Annotated in this window: 18 protein-coding genes; 12 read left to right on the top strand and 6 right to left on the bottom strand. The window is 67.9% G+C overall.

The genetic code is table 11. The annotated features are described in order from the left end of the window. Positions 1 to 175 precede the first annotated feature (175 nt). On the top strand, positions 176 to 826 hold the full coding sequence (locus AB4061_RS26205; protein ID WP_441638987.1) for an FMN-binding negative transcriptional regulator: 651 nt from the start codon (positions 176 to 178) through the stop codon (positions 824 to 826). A 578-nt stretch (positions 827 to 1,404) separates the two neighbouring features. Further along, positions 1,405 to 2,130 carry a response regulator transcription factor gene (locus AB4061_RS26200; protein WP_441638985.1) on the top strand — a complete coding sequence of 242 codons (726 nt, stop codon included), beginning with the start codon at positions 1,405 to 1,407 and terminating at the stop codon, positions 2,128 to 2,130. Here the strand turns inward: AB4061_RS26200 and AB4061_RS26195 are convergent. Then, complete coding sequence (locus AB4061_RS26195) at positions 2,117 to 2,866, bottom strand: EAL domain-containing protein (protein WP_441638983.1); 750 nt, start codon at positions 2,864 to 2,866, stop codon at positions 2,117 to 2,119. The two genes, AB4061_RS26200 and AB4061_RS26195, sit on opposite strands and share 14 nt — an antisense overlap. Positions 2,867 to 3,154: 288 nt before the next feature. Here AB4061_RS26195 and AB4061_RS26190 point away from each other — a divergent pair, with 288 nt between their 5' ends. From AB4061_RS26190 to AB4061_RS26175, 4 genes are all read left to right on the top strand, one after another. Then, a complete protein-coding gene (locus AB4061_RS26190) occupies positions 3,155 to 4,759 on the top strand; it encodes a methyl-accepting chemotaxis protein (RefSeq protein ID WP_441638980.1) in 1,605 nt (534 codons plus the stop codon). A gap of 133 nt (positions 4,760 to 4,892) precedes the next feature. Further along, positions 4,893 to 6,458 carry a class I adenylate-forming enzyme family protein gene (locus AB4061_RS26185; protein ID WP_441638978.1) on the top strand — a complete coding sequence of 522 codons (1,566 nt, stop codon included), beginning with the start codon at positions 4,893 to 4,895 and terminating at the stop codon, positions 6,456 to 6,458. A 47-nt stretch (positions 6,459 to 6,505) separates the two neighbouring features. Beyond that, complete coding sequence (locus tag AB4061_RS26180; RefSeq protein ID WP_441638976.1) at positions 6,506 to 7,342, top strand: IclR family transcriptional regulator; 837 nt, start codon at positions 6,506 to 6,508, stop codon at positions 7,340 to 7,342. A gap of 129 nt (positions 7,343 to 7,471) precedes the next feature. Further along, on the top strand, positions 7,472 to 7,999 hold the full coding sequence (locus AB4061_RS26175) for a nucleoside deaminase (RefSeq protein ID WP_441638974.1): 528 nt from the start codon (positions 7,472 to 7,474) through the stop codon (positions 7,997 to 7,999). A gap of 25 nt (positions 8,000 to 8,024) precedes the next feature. Here AB4061_RS26175 and AB4061_RS26170 read toward each other — a convergent pair whose 3' ends face one another. Genes AB4061_RS26170 through AB4061_RS26155 form a run of 4 tightly spaced genes read right to left on the bottom strand, consistent with a single transcriptional unit; the run spans position 8,025 to position 13,365 of the window. After that, on the bottom strand, positions 8,025 to 9,098 hold the full coding sequence (locus AB4061_RS26170) for an Ldh family oxidoreductase (RefSeq protein ID WP_441638972.1): 1,074 nt from the start codon (positions 9,096 to 9,098) through the stop codon (positions 8,025 to 8,027). Positions 9,099 to 9,140: 42 nt separating this feature from the next. Further along, complete coding sequence (locus AB4061_RS26165; RefSeq protein WP_441638970.1) at positions 9,141 to 10,133, bottom strand: Bug family tripartite tricarboxylate transporter substrate binding protein; 993 nt, start codon at positions 10,131 to 10,133, stop codon at positions 9,141 to 9,143. A gap of 48 nt (positions 10,134 to 10,181) precedes the next feature. Beyond that, positions 10,182 to 11,606: an FAD-binding oxidoreductase gene (locus tag AB4061_RS26160; protein WP_441638968.1), complete on the bottom strand. Its 1,425-nt coding sequence runs from the start codon at positions 11,604 to 11,606 to the stop codon at positions 10,182 to 10,184. A gap of 55 nt (positions 11,607 to 11,661) precedes the next feature. Further along, entirely contained in the window at positions 11,662 to 13,365 is a 1,704-nt protein-coding gene (locus AB4061_RS26155) for a thiamine pyrophosphate-binding protein (protein WP_441638966.1), read from the bottom strand. Positions 13,366 to 13,645: 280 nt separating this feature from the next. Here AB4061_RS26155 and AB4061_RS26150 point away from each other — a divergent pair, with 280 nt between their 5' ends. The 6 genes from AB4061_RS26150 to AB4061_RS26125 all read left to right on the top strand — a co-directional run bounded on the left by AB4061_RS26150 (position 13,646) and on the right by AB4061_RS26125 (position 18,888). Then, positions 13,646 to 14,746 (top strand): Bug family tripartite tricarboxylate transporter substrate binding protein, encoded by a 1,101-nt coding sequence (locus AB4061_RS26150; protein ID WP_441638964.1) that lies wholly within the window; start codon positions 13,646 to 13,648, stop codon positions 14,744 to 14,746. 123 nt (positions 14,747 to 14,869) lie between these two features. Further along, complete coding sequence (locus tag AB4061_RS26145; protein ID WP_441638962.1) at positions 14,870 to 15,964, top strand: malate/lactate/ureidoglycolate dehydrogenase; 1,095 nt, start codon at positions 14,870 to 14,872, stop codon at positions 15,962 to 15,964. A 45-nt stretch (positions 15,965 to 16,009) separates the two neighbouring features. Next, complete coding sequence (locus AB4061_RS26140) at positions 16,010 to 16,384, top strand: 5-carboxymethyl-2-hydroxymuconate Delta-isomerase (RefSeq protein ID WP_441638960.1); 375 nt, start codon at positions 16,010 to 16,012, stop codon at positions 16,382 to 16,384. Between the two features lie 143 nt (positions 16,385 to 16,527). Next, positions 16,528 to 17,319 carry a 2-dehydro-3-deoxyglucarate aldolase gene (garL, locus tag AB4061_RS26135; RefSeq protein WP_441638958.1) on the top strand — a complete coding sequence of 264 codons (792 nt, stop codon included), beginning with the start codon at positions 16,528 to 16,530 and terminating at the stop codon, positions 17,317 to 17,319. Positions 17,320 to 17,327: 8 nt separating this feature from the next. Then, positions 17,328 to 18,254 (top strand): LysR family transcriptional regulator, encoded by a 927-nt coding sequence (locus tag AB4061_RS26130; protein ID WP_174427160.1) that lies wholly within the window; start codon positions 17,328 to 17,330, stop codon positions 18,252 to 18,254. A 112-nt stretch (positions 18,255 to 18,366) separates the two neighbouring features. Further along, positions 18,367 to 18,888 carry an OsmC family protein gene (locus AB4061_RS26125; RefSeq protein WP_441638955.1) on the top strand — a complete coding sequence of 174 codons (522 nt, stop codon included), beginning with the start codon at positions 18,367 to 18,369 and terminating at the stop codon, positions 18,886 to 18,888. A gap of 15 nt (positions 18,889 to 18,903) precedes the next feature. Here AB4061_RS26125 and AB4061_RS26120 read toward each other — a convergent pair whose 3' ends face one another. Continuing rightward, on the bottom strand, positions 18,904 to 20,286 hold the full coding sequence (locus AB4061_RS26120) for an FAD-binding oxidoreductase (protein ID WP_441638953.1): 1,383 nt from the start codon (positions 20,284 to 20,286) through the stop codon (positions 18,904 to 18,906). Between the last annotated feature and the right edge of the window lie 157 nt (positions 20,287 to 20,443).

Below are 20,443 nucleotides of genomic sequence, written 5' to 3'. Positions count from 1 at the left end.
GGCCTGCCAACATTTTTCGCGACTTGCAGTTCGGTACCAGGCCTCACGAAAATCCTCGACAAATATAGGCGCCAAGACGGTCCCCTCCACGATTGGCCACCCATGCAGCGGGCAGCGTAGAAGAACTTGGCACTGTCCAGTTAGAATAAGGAACCATTTTACAAAAGGGTGTCCCATGTACATACCTGCTCATTTCGAAGAAACGCGCCCCGAGTTGTTGCACGATCTGATCAGCACCCATCCCCTGGGTCTGCTGGTCACTCAGGATCCGGCTGGCGAGATGGTCGCAAATACCATTCCGTTTTTGCTCGAAGCAGACCCGGAGGGCGGCCCGGGCATCCTCCGCGCGCATGTGGCGCGCTCAAATCCATTGTGGAGGGAATCGCGCACCGATGTGGACTCGCTCATTGTGTTCCAAGGCCCGCAAACTTATATCTCGCCATCGATGTACCCGAGCAAGGCAGCCACCGRCAAAGTCGTACCGACCTGGAACTACATCATGGTGCAGGGGCGCGGCAGGCTACGCGCCGTTGAGGATGCGGACTGGTTGCGCGCATTCGTCACCCGCCTGAGCGAGCGCCATGAGGCTGCGCGCCCGGTACCGTGGGCGGTGAGCGATGCGCCTGAAGATTTCATTAATGCGACCCTGCGCGCGATCGTCGGCATCGAGATCAAGCTGAGTTCACTGCGCGGAAAGTGGAAGGTGAGTCAAAATCGCACGCAGGCCGATCGAGACGGTGTTGTGTACGGACTGCGGAGTCTGGGCGGCACTGAGGCTGAAGCAATGGCCAAGGCGATCGCTGAGCGCAATGAGCCGGTGCGCTGAAGGCCTCCTTCCATGGCTTAGTGAGGCTACTTGGGGTCGTTCAGGAGTACACGCTATCCATCCTGGAAGGCGTCATGCCACGACACCCCTACATCAGCGGATGTTGCGAATCCCGGCCGCCCCTCTTGCTGCCTCGCACCCTGCCGCACTGAATTTGTCTGCGTCCATCTTCGCCGGCAAGGCATCACCCGCCTTCCTGTTCAAAATTTAGGCAGTCCGATACATAACCGCCACCATTGGCCAAGCGCGGCACGTCAAGCACGGTTATCCACACAAGCTGTGGATAACACGATCCGGCAATTGTGGACAAATTGTGTACGTGCGCCGCAACAATCGACTGTGGCCTGGTGCGATACCAGTCGCCTTGTGGATTGACTCCCCGCCTGCTTTGGGAATCTTCTGCCCGTCCTTGCAGATTGTTCCGAGTGATATCCCTCGCTCCGCGGACTATCCTGCGTGGATCGCCTCGCGCGCAGGCCGGTGGCCGCCCGGCCCAGGCACATTGACAGCCTGAGTGGCCCGGCAGCCGATGCGCGCGCCGGCCCGCGAACCGCACTAATGCCAGTTGGACAACTCCTATGAAGATCGCACTGCTAGCGGATCTGTCGCTTCAGGCCAAAGCCATTGCAGACGCCCTCGCTCGCGCCGGCGTGCATTGCCACACCTACCCCGCAAGCGGGGCGCTCTTCCGTGGCATTGACCAAGCCGGCTACGACGTCCTGCTGATCGACCACGAGCTTGCCGACATGCCTGCCGTGGAAGCCGTGCGCGCGGTGCGCGGCGCCTGGCGCAGCGAGGTACCGGTGCTGGTGGTTTCCCACCAGCGCGACGAAGACTCGGTCGTCAATACCCTGCAGGCGGGCGCCGACGACTACATGATCCGCCCGCTGCGCGCGCGCGAGCTGGTGGCCCGGCTGCACGCGCTGCAGCGCCGCGCCGCCTCGCGCCGGCAAATGCCGAGCCCGGACCTGACGGTCGGGTGCTATTCGCTGGATTGCCTGGCGCACGAGGCCGTGTTCCAGGGGCGCCGGCTCGCGCTGCCCCCCAAGGAGTTCGAGCTCGCCGCGTTGCTGTTTGGCAGCGTCGGCCGCGTCTTGTCCCATGCCCAAATCGAGCGCGCGATCTGGGGTTATTCGCTGCCACCGTTGTCCCGCGCCCTGGCGAGCCTGGTATCGCGCCTGCGCAGGGCGCTGGAGCTCCACCCCCGCAATGGGCTGGTCATCACGGTGGTGTATGGCAAGGGATATCGCCTGGATGAGACCGGCGCGCGGCCGCCTCGGCCAGGCCCGCTCAGCGCGGGCTGAGCACTGGATGCGGCGCTGGCCTGCCGAGGTAGTAGCCCTGCCCGTAGGGCACGCCGAGATCGCGCAGCACCGCCAGCCCATCGGCGTCCTCGATGCCTTCGGCGATCACCTCGCCGTCCAGCGCCTTGACCAGGGCCAGCACCGTGCGCACGACTTCAAGCCGGCGCGAGCACGTGCCGATGCCACGCACCAGCGACTTGTCCAGCTTGGTGTAGTGCGGCGCGAGGTGGACCAGCCGGTCGAGATTGGCGTGGCCGGTGCCGAAATCGTCCAGCGCATACTGCATGCCCAGTTCGTGGAGCACGGCCATCGCCTGCCCAAAGCGCTCCGCGTCCTCGATGGGGCTCTGCTCGGTTACCTCGATCACGATCCGATCCGGCGCGATGCTGTTCGCCACCAAGGCCCGCATGGCACTCCCGCCGTCGGCCAGCAGGTAGCGCAGCGCCATCGCGCTGAAATTGAGGAACAGCTTGCCGCGCAAGCCATTCGCCAGGCAAGTGGACAGCCCGGTGCGCGCCGCCTGCAGCTCCAGCGAGATGGTCTCGGCCTCGTCACGCGCCAGCCGGAACAAGGCATCCGGCATGGCCAGCGATGACCTGGCAGGTCCCCGGACCAGCGCCTCGTAGCCCAGCACCTGGCCGGTCCCGAACACCACAATAGGCTGGAAGACGGCGTGCAGCGGCGGCAAGCGCAGCCGCGGCACGGGCGCGCCGGCCAGGGGGGAGGCAATCTGCATGGGCGGAGTGAACGTGACGTGGGGAGGCGCGGCGCCAGGCGCAAGGAGCTGGTGAGCCAATGTGACTCGCCCTCTATTTCATGTCAGCCATGTGTCACCCGGATGACAAAGCCGATTACCCCTGCGCAATGGCGGGATGTCATTCATGCGTCACAGGTTTCGGGGAGCATGCAAGCCATAACAAAGTCATGCCGTCACCCGCGGCAAGCTGGCGCCGCAAGCCGGCGCGCGAGATGGCGGCACCCCAGGGTCAGCATATGGGCCGCGTGGTCCATCGGAGTCTCAACCGTGTTGCAAGCCATCAACCTTCGCCTTCCACGCCGCGCCGGCCGGCGCATGCCCGCCTGGCTGGGCCGGCTTCCCCTCAGCGCGCGCATGTGCGTGGCATTTGCGCTGGTCTATGTGTTCGGCGCCGTAGTGGGGTTGACGGGCATTTTCAGCCTCGTCTCGGTCAAGCAGATGACAGATACGCTCTATCAACGCGATATGCAGGGCGCCATCGCCGCGGAGCGCGCGCAATCGGCGCTGGCCCGGCTGGGCCGCGCCCAGCTTTCCCTGACCATGGCGACCAGCAGCACCGAGCGCGACGGCGCAACCACCGACATCGATAGCGCCCTCGCCCGCCTCGACCAGGCACTTGGCACCGTGCGCACCGCCGCACCCGCGCAGGCCACCGCGCTGCAAGCGGAACGCGATAGCGCCGCAGCCATGCTGCGTGACTATGTCACGTTGCTGCACAAGCAGCCGCTCGACGCCCTGCAGTTTGACAGCGCCGTTTCGGTCGACGGCCATTTTCTTGGCGAGCAGTTACAGAAGCTGGCCGATCTGGTAGAGGTCACGCGCAAGCAGCAGGAGCGGCAGGCCGCCGATACGGTCGCCACCGTGACCGCGAGCCAGTTGCGCGCCCAGGCCGTGATGGTCGGCATGCTGGTGGCGAGCCTTGCAGCGGCGGCCGCGCTGGCCTGGTTTGCCTCGCGCCTGCTGCACTCGGAGCTGGGCGGCGAGCCGGCGGACGCGGCCAAGGTAGCCAGCCGCATCGCCTCGGGCGACCTGCAGCAACCCGTGCGCGTGCGCCCTGGCGACGACCACAGCCTGATGAGCCTGCTGGCGCGCATGCGCGACCAGCTCGCCGGCGTGCTGGAAGGGATCCAGCTCTCCGCCGCCGAGATCGCCGCGGCCAGCGAAGGCATCGCCAGCGGCAACCACGATTTGTCGCGCCGCACCGCGCTGCAAGCGGCAGCACTGGCCGCCGCCGCCGACAGCGTCGCCCGCCTCACCGCGCTGGTCGGCCAAGCCCACGCCCAGGCGACCGAATCCAGCGCCATGGCACGCCAGGCACGCGAAGCCACCGACGCCGGCATGGCGGTGGTGAACGAGATGAGCGGCGCCATGGACACGGTGAACCAGCACTCGCGCAATATCGCGGAAATGGTCGAAGTGATCGAGAGCATTGCCTTCCAGACCAACATCCTTGCGCTCAACGCCGCCGTGGAGGCGGCCCGCGCGGGCGAGGCCGGGCGCGGCTTCGCCGTGGTGGCACAGGAGGTGCGCGGGCTGGCGCAGCGCAGCGCCAACTCCGCGCGCGAGATTCGCACCACCATTGGGCAGGCCAGCGCGGAGATCGCCCGTGGGGCACGGCTTAGCGGGCAAGTGGTCAGCGCCATGAGCGGCATCGAGCAGGCGGTAGGCCAGAGCCACCAGTTGGCCGAGCGGCTGTGCGGGGTGGCCGACGAACAGGCGCGCGGCATCCGCTCGGTGGGCGAGGCGGTGGCCCAGCTCGACCAGACCAGCCGGCAGAACGCCGAGCTGGTCGAAGCCGTAACGGCGCAGGCGGCCAGCCTGGATGAGCAAGCGGCAGGCCTGTCGGCTGGGGTCGCGCGCTTCCGGTTCTGAGGCTGGATAATCCATGTTCTGCAATGCAGAACATGGATTCCACGGTGCAGTTGACGTGTAAGGCGATCGGTGGGAGTATTCCGCCATCGAAAAATCCGGCGGCCCACGCCGGACGCCTTATCTGGAGACTGTGATGAGTAGCACCCCCACGCCCGCCGCGCACGCGCCGGCTGCCGCCCCGTCCGCTTCGCCTGCCGCTGCATTTTCCCGCCTGCACCAGACCATCGGCCCCTGGGTCCAGAGCCACCCCGAGCGCGTGGCCCTGATGGACGCCGAGCGGTCCTTGCGCTTCGGCGAGCTGGACAGCGCCATTGCCGAAACCGCCCGCGCACTGGCAGGCGTCGGCGTGCGCGGCGGCGATCGCGTGGTGCTGGTGACCGAGAACAGCGTGGGCTGTGCGGTGCTGATCCTGGCGCTTAGCGCGCTGGACGCATGGGCCGTGCCGGTCAATGCCCGCCTGTCCGCCCGCGAGATCGATAACATCATCGAACACTCGAGCGCGCGCATCGCGCTCTACCTCGACAACGCCCATCCCGAAGCGCGCGAGCACGGCCTGGCGCGCGGCGCGCAACCGGCCGAATGGCCGCATGCGGGCAAGCTGCTGCTGGGCGCGCTCAATGCAGCCGCCGTGGCTGAGCCGGTGGACGCAGCGGCGCGCGACCAGGTTGCCGCGCTGATCTACACCACTGGCACCACCGGCGCCGCCAAGGCCGTGATGCTGACGCACGCCAACCTGATGTTCATCGGCCGCTCCAACCGCATGCAGGCGCGCGTGCAGCCGGGCGACCGGGTCTACGGCGTGCTGCCGATCTCGCATGTCTACGGCCTGTCCGTGCTGCTGGTGGGCCCGCTCTCGAACGGCGCCACGGTATTCTACGAACCGCGTTTCCGCCCCGAGAAGCTGGCGCACGCGCTGGTCGCGCAGCGGCTCACCGTGCTGCATGGCGTGCCCGCCATGTACGCCAAGCTGATCGAATGGAGCCGCGCCCAGGCAACGCCGCTGCAAGCGAGCGCGCTGCGCATGGCGCAATCGGGCGGCGCGCCGCTCACCGCCACGCTCAAGGCGGCGTTTGAAGCGAGCTTCGGCATCATCCTGCACAACGGCTATGGCATGACCGAGACCTCGCCCACGGTCTGCCAGACCCGGGTGGAATCGCCGCGCACGGATTGCTCGGTGGGCCCGGTGGTGCCTGACGTGGAGATCCGCCTGGGCGAGCCCCTGCCCGATGGCAGCGGCGAGCTGCTGGTGCGCGGCCCCAACGTGATGAAGGGCTACTACCGCCGAGCCGACCTGACCGCGCAGGTGATCGACGCCGATGGCTGGCTGCACACCGGCGACCTGGCGCGCATCGATGCCGACGGCGCCGTCTCCATCGTGGGGCGCTCCAAGGAAATCATCATCCACTCCGGCTTCAACGTGTACCCGGAGGAAGTCGAGCAATCGATCAACGCCTACCCGGCCGTGCTGCAGTCGGCGGTGGTGGGACGCGCGGTAGAAGGCAACGAGGAAGTGATCGCCTTTGTGGAAGTGCGCGAGGGCATGACGCTGGACCAGGCCGCGCTGCGCGCCTTCCTGCGTGAGCAGCTGTCGCCCTACAAGATGCCGGCAGAAGTCAGGATCGTGGCCCACCTGCCGGCCGCACCGTCGGGCAAGATCCTCAAGGCCAAATTGCGTGAGCTGCTGGCCAGCGCAGGCTGAGGCCTCAGGTAAGCCCCCCAAGCCCCCCAAGCCAGCCGAGGCCACCCATGTCCGACCCGAATACCGACGATCCGCCGCACGAAACGCAAGCGCAGCAGCACGTGCAGCAGCACAAGGAAGACCGGCATTTCGTGACCGCGCTGGCGCGGGGCCTCGATGTGCTGGCGAGTTTCCGCAGCTTTGAGACGCGGCTGGGCAACGCCGAGCTGGCGCAGCGCTGCGGCTTGCCCAAATCCACCGTATCGCGCCTCACGCATACGCTGACGGAGCTGGGCTACCTGCGCCTGGACCCGGAGCTGGCCAAGTACCAGCTCGGCAGCTCGGCGCTGGCCCTCGCGCCCGCGGCGCAGCATGGCGTGGATGTGCTGGCGGTGGTGCGCCCGTTCATGCAGGAGCTGGCCGACCTGTCCCAGGGCGTGACATCGCTGATCGTGCGCGATCGGGCGCAGATGCTGATCTTTGAGAATTGCCAGTCGGAGTCGTACCTGACGTTGCGGGTGGCGGTCGGCACGCGCATTTCCGGGCTGACCTCGGCCGCGGGGCGTGCCTACCTGCAAGCGTTGCCCGCCGTGGAGCAACGGCAAGCATTGGCTGCCTTCCGGCAACAGGAAGGGATGGACGCCCCCAGTGCGCAGGCCATTGTGGAACGCAGCCGCGCGGAGGTGGCACGCCAGGGCTGCACCACGTCGTTTGGCGAATGGCTGCCGGACATCAACTCGATCGCCGCCGCGTTCCGGCCCGGCCCGGCGCTGCCGCCGATGACATTGTCGTGCAGCGGCCCCACCGCCATCGTGCCGGCCGCGCTATTGCTTGAGACGGTGCGCCCGCGCCTGGTCGAGAGCATTCGCGGCATCGAAGCGGCGCTGCGCGCGCAGGATCGCTAGGCACCAGCGCCTTGGCGCCCAGACGGCGGCGGCCGCGGCCAGGCCCTGCGGCTCGCATGTCATGATTCGCACCAGACCACCGCGCCGCCGCGTCGCTGCACCCTTCACGAAACCCACCGGGACCAGACCATGACCACGTTGATTGCCGCCGATGCCACCGCTGCGTCTGCCACGGCGCTGAGCCAACAGGACCTGCGCCTGCTACGCGAGGCCATCCGCCTGTCGGAGGCGTCCCGCGCCCGCGGGCGGCACCCCTTTGCGGCGCTGGTGGCGGACGCCGACGGCAATATCGTCGCCAGCGCCGGCAACAACTCGATGCCGCCCGAGGGCGACCCCACCCAGCATGCCGAACTGGCCGCCGCAGCCGAAGCCGCCCGCAAGCTGTCGCCGCAGGCGCTCGCCAGCGCCACGCTCTACACCAGCGCGGAGCCCTGCTGCATGTGCGCCGGCGCGATCTACTGGTGCAACATCGGGCGGGTGGTGTACGCGCTGTCCGAGCACCGGCTGCTGACGCTGACCGGCGCGCACCCCGAGAACCCTACCTTCTCGCTGCCCTGCCGCGAGGTGTTCGCGCGCGGGCAGCACAGCGTTGCCGTGCTGGGCCCCGCGCTGGAGGACGAGGCGGCGCAGGCGCACGCGGGCTTCTGGCAGGACTGATCGCGCCTCGGTGCCGGGCTGCGCCTCAGGGCAGCGGCGCAGGCGCCGCCATGCCGAACTTGTCCAGCCAGGGCTTGATCTGCGGCAGGATGGCGGGGTTCAGCGCCACGCCATCGCGCAGCTGGCGCGCCTTGCGTTCCAGCGCGCCCTGCCCCGGCAGGCGCACGCGATCCACGCCCGGGCGCGGCGGATTGTCCGTGCAGGCCCGCGCGATCCAGCCCATTTGCCCGGCAAAGGCTTCTTCGCCGGCAAAGGCAGACGGGTCCAGTATCTGCAGGAACACGGTATTGCCCCAGCGCTTGCCCGGATCGTCGCGGCCATGGCCGGACAGGCCGGCGGTCAGCGCTTCCACCATCAGCGATAGCGCATAGCCCTTATGGCCGGCCTCGAGCCCGCCCAGCGGCAGGATCGAGCCTGCATGCGGGGGGAACATAACGGCGGGGTCGTCGCTGGCGTTGCCGTTCTCGTCGATCAGCCACTGGTGCGGCAGGCGCTTGCCTTCCTTGTACAGCCGCGTGGTCAGGCCGACCGTGGTGACCGAGGTGGAAACATCGATCAGCACCGGGCCGTCCGGCGTGGGAAAACCCGCCGCCACAGGGCTGGGCGAAAACACGGGGCGGGTGCCGCCGAACGGCGCCACGGTCATGGCGGCCGGCGCCGAGGAGTACAGCAGCATGACGAAGCCTTCCCGCGTGGCACGCTCCAGGTAGGCGGCCAGGCACGCAATATGGTGCGCGCGGCGGATGGTGACCGTGCCGGTGCCGTAGTCGCGCGCCCGCGCCATCGCGCTTTGCATGGCGCGCAGCGTCAGCCAGGGCCCCGGCAGGCGCTTGCCGTCCCAGGTGGCCACGGCGGCGCGGTTGGCCAGCACCTCGTAGTCCCCCTTGACGGCCATGCTGCCGCTTTCGATCTCGGCCAGGTAGGTGGGCAGCAATTGCAGGCCGTGCGTATCGTGGCCCATCAGGTCGCCTTCGACCAGGATGTCCGCCACGTCGGCGGCCCGGTCGGCGGGCATGCCCGCGCGCTCGAACATGGCCTGCGCCATGCTGCGCAATGCGGCGGCATCGTGGCGCACGGTGGCTGGGGGTTGGCTTTGCATAGGGGCTCCGTCAGGTCGGGCGCGGCCGGCGCGCCCGGGGTTTTACTCGTTGACCGATACGCCGGCCGCCTTGACCACTTTCTCCCAGCGCGCCTTCTCGGCCAGCGCGAAGGCCTGGAATTCTGCGGCGGGCTTAGGGTCCGGCTCGGCGCCGGCATGGACCAGCTGCTCGCGGAACTCGGGCCTGCGCATGGCCGCCATCACCGTATCGCTCACCTTCGACACGATCTCGCGCGGCGTGCCGGCGGGGGCAAACAGGCCGAACCACGAGCCGGTCACAAAGCCCGGCAGGCCGGCTTCTTCCATCGTCGGCACATCAGGCAGCGCGCTCATGCGCTGGGTGCCGGTCACGGCAAGCGCCTTGAGCTTGCCGGGCTTGACGAAGGGCAGCGAGGTCGGCGCGTTGTCGAACATGATCTGCACCTGCCCGCCCATCAGGTCGGTCACCGCCAGCGCGCTGCCCTTGTACGGCACATGCACCATCTGGGTTCCGGTCATGACCTTGTACAGCTCGCCCGACAGGTGGATCGAGCTACCCGCGCCCGACGAGGCAAAGGTGGCCTTGCCGCTTTCGCTCTTCACGAACTGCGTGAGCTCCTTGACGTTCTTTGCCGGCACGGCGGGATTGACCACCAGGATATTCGGCACCGAGGCGACCATGGCCACGGCGGTGAAATCCTTGGTCGTATCGTAGGGCATCTTGCGGTAGAAGCTGGCATTGATCGCATTGGTGCCAACCGTACCCATCAGGAAGGTGTAGCCGTCCGGCGCCGACTTGGCAACGATATCCGCGCCGATATTGCCCGAGGCGCCGGGGCGGTTTTCTACCACCACCGGCTGGCCCAGCGCCTTTTGCAGGTCGCGCCCGATCAGCCGGGCCACGATATCCGTATTGCCGCCGGCGGCAAACGGCACCACCACGCGGATCGGCCTGGACGGATAGGTATCCGCCTGCACGGGCAACGCCACGCACGCGGCGGTGGCGGCCAGGACGGCCAGCAGCGTGCGGCGCGACGGCTTGTCGCTTTGATGCATGGGTGTCTCCTCTGTGGTTCTTGTTGTGGCGCGTGGTGTGCGGCGCGCTCAGTGCGATGCGCCCGGCAGCAGCCGGCTCGGGTTCATCAGTCCGTGCGGGTCCAGCGCGTGCTTGATCTTTTGCATCAGCGCCATTTCTACGGCGGATTTGTAGTGCGCGTTCTTGTCGACCTTCAACTGGCCAATGCCGTGCTCGGCCGAGATCGAGCCGCGCACGCGGTGCACGGCCTCGTACACCAGCGCGCTGATGGCCGCACCGCTGGCCGCCACGAACGCCGGCTGCGGCACGCCGTACGGCGCGCTGACGTTGTAATGCAGGTTGCCGTCACCCAGATGGCCAAAGGCCAGTACGCGAGCGCCGGGATTGGCGGCCAGGATGGCGGCGCTGGTGTGCGCAATGAATTCGCCAATCGCAGAGATCGGCACCGAGATGTCGTGCTTGAGGTTGTCGCCCTCCAGCGACTGGGCCTCCGGCAGGTGATGGCGGATCCGCCACAGCCCATCGGACTGCGCTAGCGAGGCCGCAATGGCAGCGTCAGCCACGATGCCAGCCTCGAAGGCCTCCTCCAGCAGCTCCCCGAAGGCCTGCGTGGCGTGCGCCTCGCTATGCGGGTCGCTGCTCTCCAGCAATACATACCAGGGATGCGCCTGCTCGAAGGGCGCGCGGCAGTCCGGGAAATGCCGCGCCACCAGTGCCACGCACACGCCGCTCATCAACTCGAACGCCGTCAGCGTGGCGGCTAGCCGGCGCTGGGCCAGTTCCAGCAGGCGCAGTGCCGCATGCGGGTCGCTCACCGCAGCCAGCGCCGTCATGCGCGCCGCCGGACGCGGAAACAACTTGAGGGTGGCGGCGGTGATCACGCCCAACGTGCCCTCCGCGCCGATAAAGAGCTGCTTGAGGTCGTAGCCGGTGTTGTCCTTGCGCAGGCCGCGCAGGCCGTCCCAGATCTCGCCGTCGGGCGTCACCACTTCCAGCCCCAGGCACAGCTCGCGTGTATTGCCGTAGCGCAGCACCTGCACCCCGCCCGCGTTGCTGGCGAGATTGCCGCCGATGGTGCAACTGCCCTCCGCGCCGAGCGACAGCGGGTATAAGCGCCCTGCTTCCTGCGCCGCCTGCTGCACGGCGGCCAGGATGCAGCCCGCCTCTGCGGTGAGCGTGTTGTTGATCGGATCGATCTCGCGGATGCGGTTCAGCCGCGCGGTGGACAGCACCAGTGCACGGCCGCCGTCGTCCGGGATGGCGCCACCCACCATGCCCGTATTGCCACCCTGCGGCACCAGCGGCACCTGGCGCGCCGCGCACCAGCGCACGATGGCCGCCACATCGGCAGTGCTATCGGGCTGCGCCACCGCCAGGGCGCGGCCGGTCCAGCTGCGGCGCCAGTCGGTGAGAAACGGCGCAGTGTCATCGGCGGCGGTTAGCAAGCGGCCGGCAAACTGGCTGCGCAAATCGGCCAGCGTGGCATCGGTCATGGGATGTCTCCTGTCTTGTATCTTGTTTTTGTTTTTTGTTTTTTGTTTTTTTCTTTCAGTCCGCGATCCGCATCGCCGGGGTGATCTGGCGCGGGTCCGTGACCAGTTCCAGCACGGCGGGCTTGCCCGCGGCCTGCGCGCGCGCAAAGGCCGCGGCGAAATCTTCAGTCTGCGTCACGCGCTCCGCCCAGGCACCGCACGACTGCGCCATCGCCACAAAATCCGGGCTCGGGATGTCCGTGCCGCTGACGCGCCCGGGATAGCGCTTTTCCTGGTGCATGCGGATGGTGCCGTACATGCCGTTGTTGACCACCACCACGATCAGGTTGGCGCCGTACTGCGCGGCCGTGGCYACTTCCTGCGGGTACATCAGGAAGCAGCCGTCGCCGGCGAAGCACACCACGGTGCGCTGCGGGTCGCGCAGCTTGGCGGCGACCGCCGCGGGCAGGCCGTAGCCCATGGCGCCGCAGGTGGGGGCCAGCTCGGTGCGCGGCTGGCGATAGGCGTAATAGCGATGCAGCCAGACCGTGTAGTTGCCGGCGCCGTTGGTCAGCACGGCATCGTCGGGCAGGACGCGGTCCAGGTGCGCGATCACCGCGCCCATGTCCACGCCGGTGAGCTGCGGGTGCGGCTTGGCCGGGGCCACGAAGGCGCCATGCGCGGCGCGCGCGGCGCTGGTCCAATCGCACCAGCGCACCGCCGCCGGCGGGGTGAGCGCGGCCAGCATGGCGGCGCCGGGCTCGATGCCCGCATGGATGGCCAGTTCGGGCTGGTAGACGCGGCCCAGTTCGGCACTGTCGGCGTGCAGGTGGAACAGGCGCTGGCGTGGCCGCGGGGCCTCCAGCAAGGTGTAGCCGTCGGTCGCGATATCGCCCAGCCGCGTGCCGAAGGCCAGGATCACATCGGCCGTGCGCACGCGCTCGGCCAGCGCCGGGCTCACGCCCAGGCTGAGGTGCCCGATGTAGTGCGGATCGCGGTTGTCGAATACGTCCTGGCGGCGGAAGACACAGGCCACCGGCAGGTTCCAGCGCTGCACGAAGGCCGCAAAATCGGCCGCCGCCCGCGCGCTCCAGTTGGCGCCGCCGGCAATCACCAGCGGGCGCTCGGCCCCGGCCAGCGCGGCGGCGAGCGCATCGGCATCGGCCGCGCGCGGTGCCGCCGCCACCGGGCGATAGCGGCCGGTATCGGCCACCTCGCACAGGCCGTCCAGCACGTCTTCAGGCAGGGAAATCACCACCGGGCCCGGCCGGCCCGACGTCGCGCACTGGAACGCGCGCGCCACCAACTCAGGGATACGAGCCGGATCCTCGATCTCGACCACCCACTTGGCGATGGCGCTGAACATGGCGCCGTAGTCGACCTCCTGGAAGGCCTCCCGGCCCTTGTGGCCGCGGGCGATCTGCCCAACGAAGAGCAGCATCGGCGTGGAATCCTGCGCGGCGATATGCACGCCGATGCTGGCGTGCGTGGCGCCCGGGCCGCGCGTGACAAAGCAGATGCCCGGCCGGCCTGTGAGCTTGCCGTCGGCCTCGGCCATGTTGGCCGCGGCGCCTTCATGCTTGCAGACGATCAGGTCGATGGCGGGCTGGTCGTGCAGTGCGTCGAGGACATCCAGGAAGCTCTCACCCGGCACGCAGAAGATACGCTCGGCGCCGTGGATGCGCAGCGCGTCCACCAGGACCCGGCCGCCGGAGCGCGCCGTCGGATTGGTGGAGGAGGAAGTGGAAGGCACGGTAGCTGCAACGGGTTGGCTGGTCATGGCAGAAAGGAAATGGTGCAGTGCAATCGGGCCGGAGCCGGAATGGGAGCGATCCGGAACCTCCGGGAATGTAGCGATTGTTACGTCGCGAACGCTTTGTGCGCCTGGCTTCAGGCGCATTTCTGTTATGCGTAAAACGCAAGGCTACTACCACGGCACGCGTGTAGCCTGTTGCCAGGCGATCCCACCCTGCCACACGCACCGCTTGCCAGAGCATAGCGGCCGCGTCACGCAGCGCAAAGGACGATGGCCCAGACAAAAATACAATGGAGACCAAGACATGCTTCTGCACCTTCTGCAGCTTCTGCACCTTCGGCCCTTGCGGGCCAGCCAGCCGGCCCTCCAGTCCCGTCCCACTTCCCTGCCCGCTTTCCAGCCCGCCATCCGCGCCGTTCGCCAACCTCGCCTCGCCTTTGGGCTGCTCGCCTGCGCCCTGGCCGCCGTTGGCGCGCTGCCGGCCCAGGCGCAAGACGCCTGGCCAACCAAGCCGGTCAACTACGTGGTGCCCTTTGCCGCGGGCGGCACCACGGACGTGCTCGGCCGCCTGATTGGCCAGCGCCTGTCGCAGATGATCGGCCAGCCGGTGGTGGTGGAGAACCGCGCCGGCGCGGGCGGCAATATCGGCTCCGACTATGTGGCCAAGGCCGCGCCGGACGGTTACACCCTGGTCGGCGGCACCATCAGCTCGCACGCGATCAATGTGAGCCTGTACCCGAAGATGCCTTACGACCCGATCAAGAACTTCCAGCCCGTGGCCCTGATCGGCACCCTGCCCAACCTGCTGGTGGTCAACGCCAACAGCCCGTGGAAGACCGTGCAGGACGTGATCGCCGCCGCCAAGGCCAAGCCCGGCGCGGTCTCCTTTGGCTCGGCCGGCAACGGCACCTCGCAGCACCTGGCCGGCGAGCTGTTCTCCAGCATGGCGGGCGTCAAGCTGCTCCACGTGCCGTTCAAGGGCAGCAGCCCGGCTGTGCAAGCCTTGCTGGGCAACCAGGTTGATGTCTTGTTCGAGAACAGTGTGGCCGCCATGCCGATGATCCAGTCCGGCAAGTTCCGCGCGCTGGCCACCACGGCCGCCAAGCGCGCCCGCGAACTGCCGGAGGTGCCGACCGTGGCCGAGGCCGGCGGCCCGAAACTGCAAGGCTACGAGATCGTTTCCTGGCAAGCCGTGTTTGCCCCTGCCGGCACGCCTGCACCCATCGTCAACCGCCTTGCCGCGGACATCGGCAAGATCATCCAGGAGCCCGACATGCGTGCCCGGCTGGCCTCGCTGGGGATCGAGCCGTCCGGCGCCGGCCCGGCCGAACTGGGCGCGTTCCAGAAGAGCGAGGTGGCCAAGTGGGCGCAACTGATCAAGAGCGCCAACATCCGGCCGGAATGACGCCAGTGCATGGCTCGCATGGCTTGCCGGGTACCCAAGCCGGGCCCGGCGGCTTATCATGGGGGCCGCCATGTTCGACCGATTTCACCTCCGATCTCCCCTCATCTTTCGAACCCCAAGCTCATGAGTGAACACCGCATCCCGACTCCCGCCCTCCATCAATGGGTGGGCGATCTCTGGCTCGCCGCCGGCTCCGATGCCCGCGAGGCCCGCCTGACCGCCGACCACCTGGTCGGCGCCAACCTGTCAGGCCACGACTCCCACGGGGTCGGCATGATCCCGAAGTACGTGATGTCCTGGCAAGGCGAGCAGCTTCAACTGAACCAGCGCGTGAGCTTGGTGCACGAAGCTGGCGGCATCCTCAGCCTGGACGGCAATCGCGGCATGGGCCAGGCGGTGACCGAGGAAGCCATGGGCCTGGCCATCGCGCGCGCGCGCGAGCACGGCGTATGCGTGCTGGGGCTACGCAGCTCGCACCATCTTGGCCGGGTAGGCCACTGGGCCGAGCAAGCCACCGCTGCCGGCATGATCTCCATCCACTTCGTCAATGTGCTATCCAAGCCGATCGTGGCCCCGCATGGCGGCTACGAGGCGCGCTATGGCACCAACCCGTTTACCATCGGTGTGCCGGTGGCCGGCGGCGAGCCGCTGGTGATGGACTTCGCCACCAGCGCGATCGCGCTGGGCAAGGTGCGCGTGGCCAACAACAAGGGCGTGGCGGTGCCCCCGGGCTGCCTGCTCGACACCGAAGGCCATCCCACCGACGACCCGGCGGTGATGTTCCCGCCCGCCGGCGAAGCACAGGGCGCGCTGCGCCCCTTTGGCGAGCACAAGGGCTACGTGCTGGCGGTGATGTGCGAGCTGCTAGGCGCGGCAGTCACCGGTGGCCACACCATCCGCCCGGAGACCCTGACCCACGAGCACGCGGTCTGGAACAATATGCTGGCCATCGTGTTCGACCCCGAGCGCCTGGGCAGCAGCACCACCTTTGGCCATGAAGTGCAGGCCTTCGTCGACTGGCTGCGCTCGTCGCACCTGCAGCCCGGCACGGAGGCCATCCAGCTGCCCGGCGAGCCGGAACGCGCCTGGCGCCGCGCCCGCGCCGAATTCATGCCGGTGGACAGCGGCACGCTGGCCCAGCTTGACGACGCCGCGGCGCGCGTGCAGGCAGCGCGCCGCAAGTCGCCGGGCCCGCTGTCGCGGCTGGCGGTGGACTGATCCCCCGCCCCCGGCAACCCACCGAAACCTCCAGGCCTAGCCACCATGCCCCACCTCATCATTGAAATTACCGAGAACACCCGCCTCACCTGCTCGCAGGAAGAACTGCTGGACGAGGCCAATGCCGCGCTGCTGGCTTCCGGCGAGTTCGCCGAGCCGGACATCAAGTCGCGCTGCATCACGCTGACCTCCTTCCGCCAGGGCACCGAAGCGCGCGAGCGCGCCTTCGTCCATGCGCGCCTGCACATCCTGGACGGCCGCGACCTGACCGTACGCCAGGCACTGAGTCAAGCGATCTGCGAAGTCATTGCCGACGCTGTGCGCCCGGCCAACGCGGAAGACAGCGTGCAGGTCAGCGTGGAAGTAGTGGAGATGGAACGCGCCAGCTTCACCAAGCAGATCGTCAGCGGCTCGCACTGACCCGCCAGACAAGCAAGCCATCTGGCATCGGCGATGGCCCCGCAGCCAGTCAGAGGCTGAATGCGGGGCCACACCGCCCCGGCAGATCGGGGGCGCCGGCTGAGCCATTCGCCTCCCAGACTGAAAACAGGAACACCGTCGTCATGTCCTCCCTCCCGAATTCAACCTTGCCCTCGCCCCTGCCCAACCGCTTTCGTGCCGACGTGCTGGCGCACAAGCGCGTGATCGGGTGCTGGTGCTCGCTGGGCAACGCCACCACCACCGAGATCCTCGGCCTGGCCGGCTTCGACTGGCTGCTGCTCGATGGCGAGCATTCGCCCAACGACGTGCTGACCTTCATCCCGCAGCTGATGGCGCTGCAGGGCAGCGTGAGCGCGCCGGTAGTGCGCCCGCCCGCCAACGATCCGGTGCTGATAAAGCGCCTGCTGGACATCGGCTTCTATAATTTCCTGATTCCCTTCGTGGAGAGCGCGGAGCAGGCCGGGCGCGCGGTGAGCGCCACCCGTTACCCGCCAGCGGGCATGCGCGGCGTGTCGTCGGTCCAGCGCAGCAACCGCTACGGCACGGTGCCGGAGTACTTCAGCCAGATCAATGACAATATCTGCGTGCTGGTGCAGATCGAAAGCCAGAAAGGCGTGGACGCGGCCGACGAGATCTGCGCGGTCGACGGGGTCGACGGCATCTTTATCGGCCCGAACGACCTCGCGGCCGCCTACGGCCACCTCGGCAACCCCAACCATCCCGAAGTGCAGGCGCAGGTGGCGCGCATCTTCGAGGCCGCCAGGCGCGCCGGCAAGGCCGTGGGCACGCTGACACCGGTGGAAGCCGACGCGCGCCGCTACCTGGACATGGGTGCGAGCTTCGTGGCGGTGGGCCTGGACCAGAATCTCTTTCGTACCGCGACGCAGGCGCTGCGCGATCGCTTCGCCAGCTAAGCGTTGCGATGAACTCCGAGGATCTGGCCTGCTTCGTCTGCGTCGCCAACACGCAGAGCATCTCGCGCGCCGCGCTCGAAATGGGCGCGGACCAGTCCACCGTAAGCCGGCAGATCGCCCGGCTGGAAGCCGCGCTGGACACCCGCCTGTTCCACCGCAGCGGGCGCGGCGTGGTGCTGACCGAAGCCGGCCAGACGTTGATCGTCTATGCGCGGCAGGTAGCGGCCACGCTGGCCGAAGCCCGCGAAGCCATCCGGGCTTCGTCGGCGCAAGGCCCGGCGCAACTGGTGATCGCGGCGCAGCCCACCATCGCCAACACCGCATTCGCCAGCATCGGCACCGCGCTCAAGCAACGCTTTCCGGCGACCAAGGTGCGCTTTGTCGAAGGACTGGCCAGCCCCGTGCTTGCCTGGCTGGCGGCTGGCGAGATCGACGTAGCCCTGCTTTACCTGCCCGAGCAGCAAGGGGCGCTGAAGGTCGACATCCTGCTGGAAGAAGACCTGACCCTGGTCACGCCGACATCCTGGAGCCACCTCGGCCCGACCTTTCCCGTGCGCCGCCTTGGCGAAGTGCCGCTGATCCTGCCCAGCACGGGACACGGCCTGCGCGTGCTGGCCGAATCGCTCGCCGCTCGCGCGGGCACCAGTCTGCAGCTGGCGCTGGAATGCGACGCGTCCAATACCGTCTCGATGCGCCTGGTGGAAGACGGCTGCGGCGCCACCCTGCTGCCGTTTGCCGCAGTCGCGGATCGGGTCGCGCAAGGCCGGCTGCATTCAGCCCGGCTGGTGGATCCGGTCGTGACGCGGCAGGTGGCGCTTGCCACCGCGCGTAACCGCACGCCGGTGCCGGAATTGTGGGACATCATGCAAACGGTGCGGCAGTCTGTGCGCAATATTGTGATGTCGGGGGCGTGGCCGGGGGCGCGGTTGATTTGACACCTCGGATTCCGTCAGATGCCGTCAGATTCCGACTGCCTGTTGCCGCCTTGAAGGTTTTGCAACCGCCGTCTAGGCTCGATGCCTGAAGCCAACGCTTGGGAGAACGCCTATGCACGCCGACCAACTCCGCAGCCTCCAGGCCCCGCTCAAGGAAAAGTACCGAGAACACCCCGAGGCTGCCCTGATCACCTTGCGTGCATCGAGCCGCCTGGGCGAGGGGGTTACGTGCAACGTCGAAACCGGCAAGGCGATGGTCGAAGCCGGCCTGCATCCTGCCACCGGCGGCACCGGCCTGAGCGCCTGCTCCGGCGACATGCTGCTGGAAGCCTTGGCCGCCTGCGCTGGCGTCACGCTGAATGCGGTGGCTACCGCGCTGGGCATCGCGCTGCGCGATGCGCGCGTGCTGGTGGAAGGCGACCTCGATTTTCGCGGCACGCTTGGCGTGAGCAAGGACGCCGCCGTGGGCTTCCAGGCGATCCGGATGCGGTTTGAACTGGATACCGACGCGCGGGCCGACCAGCTCGAATCGCTGCTGCGGCTGACCGAGCGCTATTGCGTGGTGTACCAGACGCTCCGCGGCGGTACGAAGATCGACGTTACCCATGCCGCCGGCACGCAGCCGGCGGCATAGCCTGCCGGGAAGCGCTCAGGGCTTGATGTTCTGGTTGTAGCGGAACAGGTTGTTGGGGTCGTACCGCCGCTTGACCTCGACCAGCCGGGCATGGTTCGGCCCATACGCGGCGCCGATGCGATCGCCCTCCTCCTGTGTCAGGAAATTGACGTATACCGAGCCAAGCGCGTACGGCGCCGCGGCCTGGAACACCTCGCGCGACCAGGCGATGCAGGCGGCGTCGTCAGCCGGCTCGGTCCAGCGTCCGTGTACGTTCATCACGTAGTTGGCATCGCGATTGGGGTAAGCCATGGCGTCTGCCGCGACCCGATTGGTCTGGCCGCCCATGGCACCGATGAAGATCTCGGTGTGCGGTGATGGCAGCTTGTTGACGTAATCCATCAACAACGTGAGCAGGCCATCGTCCAGCTTGGCGAAGTTGTGCGATTTCCAGTAGTTGCGTGCCCCCGGCGTGAGCAGAGGATCGAACGCCTGCTGCCAGGCAGCAAATGGCATGGGTCCGACATGCTCGCCGTAGGGCGTGCCGAGATGGCGCAATGGCTCGACCAGTTGCGGCCCGTTGGCTGCCGGCCCGATGTAGCAGATGGCCAGCGCCACGATGGGCTTGCCATGTGTCTGCGGCGGCAGGAACGGCAGCGGCGGCGCGAGCCGCATCACGGCCCACACGGTCAGCTCATCGGGCATGCCGTCGAAGCGCTCGCGCAGGGCTTGCAACACGGTCACGCCCTGCTCCAGCGGATAGACGATCAGGCCACCATAGATTTCCGGGCCAACTGGCCGCAGGGCGAACTCGAACATGGTGACCACGCCGAAGTTGCCGCCGCCGCCGCGAATGGCCCAGAACAGGTCGGGATGCTCGGTGGCGCTAGCGTGCACCAGCTTGCCATCGGCTGTCACCACCTGGGCGCTGACCAGGTTATCCACGGTGGTGCCGTATTTGCGGCTGATCCAGCCAAAGCCGCCGCCCAGGGTGAGTCCGGCCACGCCGGTGGTGGAGTTGATGCCAAGTGGCGTGGCAAGGCCGAAGGCCTGCGCCTCGTGGTCGAAATCGCCCAGCGTAGCCCCGGGCTCCACATAGGCGCGCAGCGCGGTGGGATCGATCCGCACCGATTTCATGCCCGACAGGTCCAGCGTGATGCCGCCATCGCAAAGGGCCAGGCCGCCGATGTTGTGGCCGCCGGCGCGTACAGACAACGGCACGCCATTGTCCCGCGCGAACGCGACAGTATCGATGACATCGGCCGCGCCGGCGCTTTTGACGATCAGCGCGGGACGGCGGTCGATCATGGCGTTCCAGATTTGCCGCGCCTGCTCATAACCCGGCTCGCCAGGTTGCAGCACCTGGCCTCTCAGTTTCGACTTCAACCCATTGACCAGCTCACTCGACAAATCGGCCATGATGCACCTCGCGACGGAATCCCTGATAGGGGTTCGGCCGCGGCACTGGCCACGCGTCACGAAGCTAGGCTTGATCCGTGCTTGACCCGTCTCCGGCGTCATGTCGGGGAGAGGATGGCATGGCGAACTGAAGGGGGGGGAAGGCAGCCGGCGTGGT

Origin of the sequence: Cupriavidus sp. YAF13, from assembly GCF_052113425.1 — a bacterium.
GTDB lineage: Bacteria > Pseudomonadota > Gammaproteobacteria > Burkholderiales > Burkholderiaceae > Cupriavidus.
This window is presented reverse-complemented; position numbering and strand designations above follow the sequence as displayed.

What these genes read in the sequence shown, in the direction of transcription:
- AB4061_RS26200 (WP_441638985.1), top strand. Translation starts at nt 1,405, where the DNA reads ATGAAGATCGCACTGCTAGCGGATCTGTCGCTTCAGGCCAAAGCCATT.
- AB4061_RS26195 (WP_441638983.1), bottom strand. Translation starts at nt 2,866, where the DNA reads ATGCAGATTGCCTCCCCCCTGGCCGGCGCGCCCGTGCCGCGGCTGCGC.
- AB4061_RS26185 (WP_441638978.1), top strand. Translation starts at nt 4,893, where the DNA reads ATGAGTAGCACCCCCACGCCCGCCGCGCACGCGCCGGCTGCCGCCCCG.
- AB4061_RS26180 (WP_441638976.1), top strand. Translation starts at nt 6,506, where the DNA reads ATGTCCGACCCGAATACCGACGATCCGCCGCACGAAACGCAAGCGCAG.
- AB4061_RS26175 (WP_441638974.1), top strand. Translation starts at nt 7,472, where the DNA reads ATGACCACGTTGATTGCCGCCGATGCCACCGCTGCGTCTGCCACGGCG.
- AB4061_RS26170 (WP_441638972.1), bottom strand. Translation starts at nt 9,098, where the DNA reads ATGCAAAGCCAACCCCCAGCCACCGTGCGCCACGATGCCGCCGCATTG.
- AB4061_RS26165 (WP_441638970.1), bottom strand. Translation starts at nt 10,133, where the DNA reads ATGCATCAAAGCGACAAGCCGTCGCGCCGCACGCTGCTGGCCGTCCTG.
- AB4061_RS26160 (WP_441638968.1), bottom strand. Translation starts at nt 11,606, where the DNA reads ATGACCGATGCCACGCTGGCCGATTTGCGCAGCCAGTTTGCCGGCCGC.
- AB4061_RS26150 (WP_441638964.1), top strand. Translation starts at nt 13,646, where the DNA reads ATGCTTCTGCACCTTCTGCAGCTTCTGCACCTTCGGCCCTTGCGGGCC.
- AB4061_RS26145 (WP_441638962.1), top strand. Translation starts at nt 14,870, where the DNA reads ATGAGTGAACACCGCATCCCGACTCCCGCCCTCCATCAATGGGTGGGC.
- AB4061_RS26140 (WP_441638960.1), top strand. Translation starts at nt 16,010, where the DNA reads ATGCCCCACCTCATCATTGAAATTACCGAGAACACCCGCCTCACCTGC.
- garL (WP_441638958.1), top strand. Translation starts at nt 16,528, where the DNA reads ATGTCCTCCCTCCCGAATTCAACCTTGCCCTCGCCCCTGCCCAACCGC.
- AB4061_RS26130 (WP_174427160.1), top strand. Translation starts at nt 17,328, where the DNA reads ATGAACTCCGAGGATCTGGCCTGCTTCGTCTGCGTCGCCAACACGCAG.
- AB4061_RS26125 (WP_441638955.1), top strand. Translation starts at nt 18,367, where the DNA reads ATGCACGCCGACCAACTCCGCAGCCTCCAGGCCCCGCTCAAGGAAAAG.
- AB4061_RS26120 (WP_441638953.1), bottom strand. Translation starts at nt 20,286, where the DNA reads ATGGCCGATTTGTCGAGTGAGCTGGTCAATGGGTTGAAGTCGAAACTG.